Genomic DNA, 6,877 nt, shown 5'->3' with positions numbered 1-6,877 from the left:
GGCGCGCCGGCGCGCCTCGGCCTGCTCGTCGATCCAGCCGAACGCCATGGGTCCTCCGGGCAGCTACTCGTTTGCAGGACGTGCTGTGCAGACACTGCTTTGTAGGCAGTGGACAGACCCTAGCGGGCCCCTCCGACAGCCAGGATGTGGCAATACCCACACGTCGAAGCCCCTCTCTTGTACGAACCCTCCTTTCCCTCGGGCCGTCGGATACGTCAGGATCGGCAACCATGGACCTGCTGACGACGCTGGTGGACAAGGGGCTGCGGCGCGAGCTGCCGACCCGTGAAGAGGCGCTGGCCGTGCTGGCCACCTCCGACGACGATCTTCTCGATGTGGTGGCCGCGGCCGGGAAGGTGCGCCGGCACTGGTTCGGGCGGCGGGTGAAGCTCAACTACCTGGTCAACCTGAAGTCGGGCCTGTGCCCGGAGGACTGTTCCTACTGCTCCCAGCGCCTCGGCTCCACCACCGGCATCCTGAAGTACACCTGGCTCAAGCCGGACGAGGCCTCGAAGGCCGCGGCGGCCGGGCTGGCCGGGGGTGCCAAGCGGGTCTGCCTGGTGGCGTCCGGGCGCGGTCCGACGGACCGGGACGTGGAACGGGTCGCCGGCACCATCAAGGCGATCAAGGACCAGAACGAGGGCGTCGAGGTGTGCGCCTGCCTCGGCCTGCTCTCCGACGGCCAGGCGGAGCGCCTGCGCGAGGCGGGTGCGGACGCGTACAACCACAACCTGAACACGTCCGAGGCCACCTACGGCGAGATCACCACCACCCACACCTACGAGGACCGCGTCGACACGGTCCAGAAGGCCCACGCGGCCGGTCTGTCCGCCTGTTCGGGCCTGATCGCGGGCATGGGCGAGAGCGACGCGGACCTCGTCGACGTCGTCTTCTCGCTCCGCGAACTCGACCCGGACTCGGTTCCGGTCAACTTCCTGATCCCGGTCGAGGGCACCCCGCTGGCCAAGGAGTGGAACCTCACCCCGCAGCGCTGTCTCCGCATCCTGGCGATGGTCCGGTTCGTGTGCCCGGACGCGGAGGTCCGTATCGCGGGGGGCCGTGAGGTCCATCTGCGCACGATGCAGCCGCTCGCCCTGAACCTCGCCAACTCGATCTTCCTCGGCGACTACCTCACCACCGAGGGCCAGGCCGGCCAGGCCGACCTCGACATGATCGCCGACGCCGGTTTCGAGATCGAGGGCACCGACCAGGTGACGCTGCCCCAGCACCGGGCGGAGCATCGGACAGCGGTGGGCGGCGGATGCGGGTCCCACGAATCCGCGTGCGGCGGGTGCGGCGGGTGCGAGTCGCACGAGGGCGGCGGTGTCTGCGGTACGGCGACCGCCGCCGCCACGCCGACGGTGACCGAACCGCGTACGGAACCGCGTACGGACCTGGTGACCGTACGCCGCCGAGGTGCCGGAACCGACCTCGCGCCCAATGCCTGACCTGCCTGTTCTGCCTGATCTGCCTCTGTCCGAGCTGCTCGACCTGGACCGGCGGCACGTCTGGCATCCGTACGGGCCCATGCCTGGCCGGGTCGAACCGCTCGTCGTGGAGGCGGCGAGCGGGGTGCGGCTGCGGCTCGCGGACGGGTCGGGCGAGCTGGTCGACGGGATGTCGTCCTGGTGGTCGGCGATCCACGGCTACAACCACCCGGTGCTCAACGAGGCGGCGCGCGACCAGCTCTCGCGGATGAGCCACGTCATGTTCGGCGGGCTCACCCACGAGCCCGCCGTCCGGCTGGCGAAGCTCCTCGTCGACGTGTCGCCGGAGGGGCTCGACCATGTCTTCCTCGCCGACTCGGGGTCCGTGTCGGTCGAGGTCGCGGTCAAGATGTGCTTGCAGTACTGGCGTTCGATCGGCCGCCCTGCCAAACAACGCCTGCTGACCTGGCGCGGCGGCTACCACGGCGACACCTGGCACCCGATGTCCGTGTGCGACCCCGAGGGCGGTATGCACGAGCTGTGGCAGGGCGTCCTGCCCCGCCAGGTCTTCGCGGACGCGCCGCCCACGGAGTACGAGGAGTCGTACGCCGACCACCTGCGCGCGACGATCGAACGCCACGCCGGTGAACTGGCCGCCGTGATCGTCGAACCGGTGGTGCAGGGCGCGGGCGGGATGCGGTTCCACTCCCCCGCCTATCTGCGGGTGCTGCGCGAGGCGTGCGACGCGTACGGCGTACTGCTCGTGTTCGACGAGATCGCGACCGGGTTCGGGCGCACGGGCACGCTGTTCGCGGCGGAGCACGCGGCGGTGACGCCGGATGTGATGTGCGTGGGCAAGGCGATGACCGGCGGTTATCTGACGATGGCGGCGACGCTGTGCACGGCACGGGTGGCCGACGGCATCTCGCGCGGCGAGGTTCCGGTGCTCGCCCACGGCCCGACCTTCATGGGCAACCCGCTGGCGGCGGCCGTGGCCTGCGCCTCCATCGGTCTGCTGCTCGACCAGGACTGGCGGGCGGAGGTCGACCGGATCGGGACCGGGCTGCGGGACGGGCTGGCCAAGGCGGCGGACCTGCCCGGGGTCCGGGACGTACGGGTGCTGGGCGCGATCGGGGTCGTCCAGCTCGACCACGAGGTGGACATGGCGGCGGCCACGGCGGCGGCCGTCCGCGAGGGCGTGTGGCTGCGGCCGTTCCGCGACCTCGTCTACACCATGCCGCCGTACGTCACCGGCGACGCGGACGTGGCCCGGATCGCGCGCGCGGTGTGCGCGGCGGCACAGGAGGGATGAGCGTGGCGATCCTGATGATCACGGGGACTGGCACGGAGGTCGGCAAGACGGTCGCCACGGCCGCCGTCGCCGCCACGGCACTCTCGGCGGGCCGCACGGTGGCCGTGCTGAAGCCCGCGCAGACGGGGGTACGGCCGGACGAGCGCGGCGACGCCGACGAGGTCGCCCGCCTCGCGGGCACGGTACACACCCTCGAACTCGCCCGTTATCCGGACCCGTTGGCCCCCGCGACGGCCGCCCGGCGCGCCGGTCTGCCCCCGGTGCGGCCGGCCGAGGTGGCGGAGACGGCCTCGAAACTGGCCGCCGAGTACGACGTGGTCCTGGTGGAGGGCGCCGGCGGCCTGCTCGTACGCTTCGACGACGACGGCGGAACCCTGGCGGACGCGGCGGCAGTTCTGGACGCGCCGGTACTGGTCGTCGCGTCGGCAGGCCTGGGCACCCTGAACGCCACGGAACTGACGACCCGTGAACTCGCCCGCAGGGACGTCCATTTGACGGGCGTCGTCATCGGCAGTTGGCCCGACTCCCCGGACCTGGCGGCCCGTTGCAACCTGGCCGACCTGCCGACCGTCACCGGGTCCCGGCTGGCCGGGGCTCTGCCCGAGGGCGCCGGAAAACTGCCCCCGGCCGACTTCCGGACGCTGGCGAGCAGTTGGCTGGCCCCGATCCTGGGCGGAACGTGGAACGCGGCGGAGTTCCAGGCGCGGGAATCGCCCCTGCGGTCCGTTTAAAGAGCCGTGTGCGCATTGGCCGGATATGGAAACCTGATGGAGGGATGGTTCACACGCGGCTTCGCCGCGGCGGCTGGGGGGAGTGCACGGTGGCTCGTGCTGTCGGGATCGACCTTGGTACGGCGCATTCTGTGGTGAGTGTTCTCGAAGGTGGTGAACCGACCGTCATCACCAACGCGGAGGGCGCCATGTCCACGCCCTCCGTCGTCGCCTTCACCAAGAACGGTGAGGTGCTGGTCGGTGAGACGGCCAAGCGGCAGGCGGTGACCAACGCGGACCGCACCATCTGTTCGGTGAAGCGTCACATGGGCACCGGCTGGAAGACACGCGTCGACGGCAGGGACTTCACGCCGCAGCAGATCAGCGCGTTCATCCTGCAGAAGCTGAAGCGGGACGCCGAGTCGTACCTGGGCGAGCGGGTCACCGATGCGGTGATCACCGTCCCGGCGTACTTCGGCCACTCCGAGCGGCAGGCCACCAAGGAGGCCGGCCAGATCGCGGGGCTGAAGGTATTACGCATCATCGCCGAGCCGACCTCCGCCGCTCTCGCCTACGGCCTGGACCGGGACGAGGAGACGGTCGTGGTCATCCACTTCGGCGGCGGCACCTTCGACGTGTCACTGCTGGAGATCAGCGACGGCGTGGTGGAGGTGAAGGCCACCTGCGGCGACAACGGACTCGGCGGTGACGACTGGGACCAGCGCATCGTCGATCATCTGGTCAAGCGATTCACCGACGACCACGGCATCGATCTCACCGAGGACAGGACAGCGCTTCGGCGTCTGCGCGAGGCCGCGCAGCGGGCGAAGGTCGAGCTCTCCTCGACCACCGAGACCACGATCGACCTGCCCTACCTCGCGGCCTCCGCCCAGGGCCCGCTGCACCTGGACGAGAGGCTCACCAGGGACGGGTTCCAGCAGCTCACCGCCGATTTGCTGGAGCGCTGCAAGGTGCCCTTCCACCACGTCATCAAGGACGCCGGTATCGGGCTCGACGAGATCGACCGCGTCATCCTCGTCGGCGGCTCGACACGGATGCCCGCGGTCATCGAGCTGGTCGACGAACTGACCGGCGGCAAGGAGGGCCAACGCGTCCGTTCGGACGACCCGGTAGCCGTCGGAGCGGCTCTCCAGGCCGGCATCCTCAAGGGCGAGGTCAAGGACGTCCTGTTGCTCGACGTCGCCCCGCTGTCTCTCGGCATCGAGACCAAGGGAGGCAGCATGACCAAGGTCATCGAACGCAACACCACGATCCCGACCAAGCGGTCCGAGATCTTCACGACGACACGGGACAACCAGACGGCGCTGGAGATCAAGGTCTACGAGGGTGAGCGCGAACTCACGGCGTACAACAGGAAGATCGCCACGGTCACCCTGACCGGTCTGCCGCCGGCGAAGGCAGGCGAGCCCGAGATCGAGGTCTCCTTCGACATCGACGGCAACGGCATCATGCAGGTCTCCGCCAAGGAGCTGCGCACCGGCAAGGAGCAACGGGTATCGGTCACCGGCGGATCCGCCCTGCCGAAGGCCGACCTCGAACGCATGGTGCGTGAGGCCGAGCGGTATGCGGAGCGGGAGCGTCAGCGCCGTGAATCCGCCGAGACGCGCGACCGCGCCCATCAACAAGTCCATACCGCCGAGAAGTCCATCCAGGACCACGCGGACACGGCACCGGGCGACATCGTGATCGAGGTCCAGGCCGCGGTCGACGAGCTCAAAGAAGCACTGAAGAACGGGGACGACGCGACCGTCCGCGAGGCCACCGAGAAGACCGCCAACGCCGAGCGGAAGCTGCACCGTTGAGACACCACTGAGGCCGCGCGGATCGCGAAGTGCGATCACCCGCCAGGCACCCTCACAGGCTCCACTGGCGCAGTTCCCGCGCGATGTCGTGCACCGAGGCGTCGCCCGTCTTCACCAGGCGGGCCAGGTCACGGACCTGTTCGGGTGAGGTGACGACCTTGACGCCGCTGGCGATGAGGTAGGCGTAGGCGACCGCGGAAGCGAAGAGCGCGTTGGAGCGTTCCAGCGCCGGTACGTGCAGCAGGAGCTGGAGCAGGGCGGCGGCCCGGGCGTGCGGGTCGCCGTAGACGGGGACGTCGAATATCTCGGCCTCGTGGCGGGCGACGGCGGCGACCAGCGCGCCCCAGTCCGAGACCTGGGGATCTCCGGGCGTCTTCCGTTCGGCGATCATGAGGAGCCAGGCGAGGTCGATCGTGAGGCTGTCCAACGGTTCAGTGACGACCTTCGCGCTTGCCTTCACGGTCCGTGCCGAACTCCTCGGCGAAGACGGACTCGTACTGCTTCATGAAGTCGGCGGCGGCCTCGACGAAGGTGTGGCCCGCCTCGCCGGTGTCCTGCTGGACCAGCTCCTCTATGTAGCGGTTGACGCTCATTCCGCGAGCCAGGGCCTTTTCCCGCGCCGCGCGGGCGGTGCCCTCGTCCACCCGGACATTCAGCTGAGTCTTAGCCATACTTCGAAGCTAGCGCGTGAGTGCTAGCACCCGCAAGGGGGCCAGTCAGGGGCGAAAAGGGATACCAGGTGTGCGCCTGGTCACACTACGCTCGGTCGGCGAAGGGACGAGGGGCGTCGGTACCACCTCGGGACGGCCACGACCAGGAATCCAGCGAAGGAGACAGCCTTGTCCACACCTGCTGCGGAGCACGCTCCCGGGCACGCGGAGGCGGACGGCACCGCGGCCCGCGCCCGCGCGCTGACCAAGGCGTACGGCTCCGGCGAGACGACCGTGCTCGCCCTCGACTCGGTCGACGTGGACATCGCGCGCGGGCGCTTCACCGCGGTCATGGGTCCGTCGGGGTCGGGCAAGTCCACGCTGATGCACTGTCTGGCGGGGCTGGACACCGTGTCGGCGGGACAGGTGTGGCTCGGCGACACGGAGATCACCGGGCTGAAGGACCGCGAGCTGACGCGGCTGCGGCGGGACCGGATCGGGTTCATGTTCCAGTCGTTCAACCTGATCCCGACGCTGAACGCCGTCGAGAACATCACCCTGCCGATGGACATCGCGGGCCAGAAGCCCGACCAGGAGTGGCTCGACCAGGTCATCGACGCCCTGGGGCTGCGGGACCGGCTGAAGCACCGGCCGTCCCAGCTCTCCGGTGGCCAGCAGCAGCGCGTGGCCTGTGCCCGGGCGCTCGCCTCGCGCCCCGAGCTGATCTTCGCGGACGAGCCGACCGGCAACCTCGACNNGGCTGTCGACAACCTCGGCCAGACGGTCGTCATGGTGACCCACGACCCGGGCGCCGCCGCCCACTCCGACCTGGTGCTCTTCCTGGCCGACGGACGGATCGTGGACGAGATGCCCCGGCCCACCGCGGACGCCGTCCTGGAGCGCATGCGCCGCTTCTCCGGCGGCCTCGACCGCCCCGAGACCCCTTCCCCCGCAG

At 69.9% G+C, this 6,877-nt stretch carries 6 protein-coding genes and 2 pseudogenes; 6 read left to right on the top strand and 2 right to left on the bottom strand.

Going from position 1 to position 6,877, the window contains the following annotated elements; all coding sequences use genetic code 11:
- The first annotated feature begins 230 nt into the window (after nt 1–230).
- From bioB to dnaK, 4 genes are all read left to right on the top strand, one after another.
- Entirely contained in the window at nt 231–1,448 is a 1,218-nt protein-coding gene (gene bioB, locus AOK08_RS33710; protein ID WP_055533078.1) for a biotin synthase BioB, read from the top strand.
- Nucleotides 1,441–2,739, top strand: a complete 1,299-nt coding sequence (locus AOK08_RS33705; RefSeq protein WP_055533076.1) for an adenosylmethionine--8-amino-7-oxononanoate transaminase — start codon at nt 1,441–1,443, stop codon at nt 2,737–2,739. Before bioB ends, AOK08_RS33705 begins: the two co-directional genes overlap by 8 nt.
- A 2-nt stretch (nt 2,740–2,741) precedes the next feature.
- A complete protein-coding gene (gene bioD, locus AOK08_RS33700) occupies nt 2,742–3,470 on the top strand; it encodes a dethiobiotin synthase (RefSeq protein WP_055533074.1) in 729 nt (242 codons plus the stop codon).
- A gap of 89 nt (nt 3,471–3,559) precedes the next feature.
- Nucleotides 3,560–5,272, top strand: a complete 1,713-nt coding sequence (dnaK, locus tag AOK08_RS33695; RefSeq protein WP_079054430.1) for a molecular chaperone DnaK — start codon at nt 3,560–3,562, stop codon at nt 5,270–5,272.
- Nucleotides 5,273–5,324: 52 nt separating this feature from the next.
- Here the strand turns inward: dnaK and AOK08_RS33690 are convergent, their stop codons facing one another.
- Nucleotides 5,325–5,699 (bottom strand): hypothetical protein, encoded by a 375-nt coding sequence (locus AOK08_RS33690; RefSeq protein WP_055533070.1) that lies wholly within the window; start codon nt 5,697–5,699, stop codon nt 5,325–5,327.
- 4 nt (nt 5,700–5,703) lie between these two features.
- Nucleotides 5,704–5,943, bottom strand: a complete 240-nt coding sequence (locus AOK08_RS33685) for a hypothetical protein (protein ID WP_055533068.1) — start codon at nt 5,941–5,943, stop codon at nt 5,704–5,706.
- A gap of 168 nt (nt 5,944–6,111) precedes the next feature.
- Between AOK08_RS33685 and AOK08_RS33680 the strand changes: the two are divergent.
- Nucleotides 6,112–6,678, top strand: a pseudogene (locus AOK08_RS33680) (ABC transporter ATP-binding protein); the annotation flags it as partial.
- A 2-nt stretch (nt 6,679–6,680) separates the two neighbouring features.
- Nucleotides 6,681–6,877: pseudogene (locus tag AOK08_RS47860) on the top strand (ABC transporter ATP-binding protein); the annotation flags it as partial.

Origin of the sequence: Streptomyces graminilatus, from assembly GCF_001418565.1 — a bacterium.
Lineage (GTDB): Bacteria > Actinomycetota > Actinomycetes > Streptomycetales > Streptomycetaceae > Streptomyces > Streptomyces graminilatus.
The sequence above is the reverse complement of the archived record's forward strand: the minus strand, read 5'-3'. Positions and strand labels throughout refer to the sequence as shown.

What these genes read in the sequence shown, in the direction of transcription:
- bioB (WP_055533078.1), top strand. Translation starts at nt 231, where the DNA reads ATGGACCTGCTGACGACGCTGGTGGACAAGGGGCTGCGGCGCGAGCTG.
- AOK08_RS33685 (WP_055533068.1), bottom strand. Translation starts at nt 5,943, where the DNA reads ATGGCTAAGACTCAGCTGAATGTCCGGGTGGACGAGGGCACCGCCCGC.
- AOK08_RS33705 (WP_055533076.1), top strand. Translation starts at nt 1,441, where the DNA reads ATGCCTGACCTGCCTGTTCTGCCTGATCTGCCTCTGTCCGAGCTGCTC.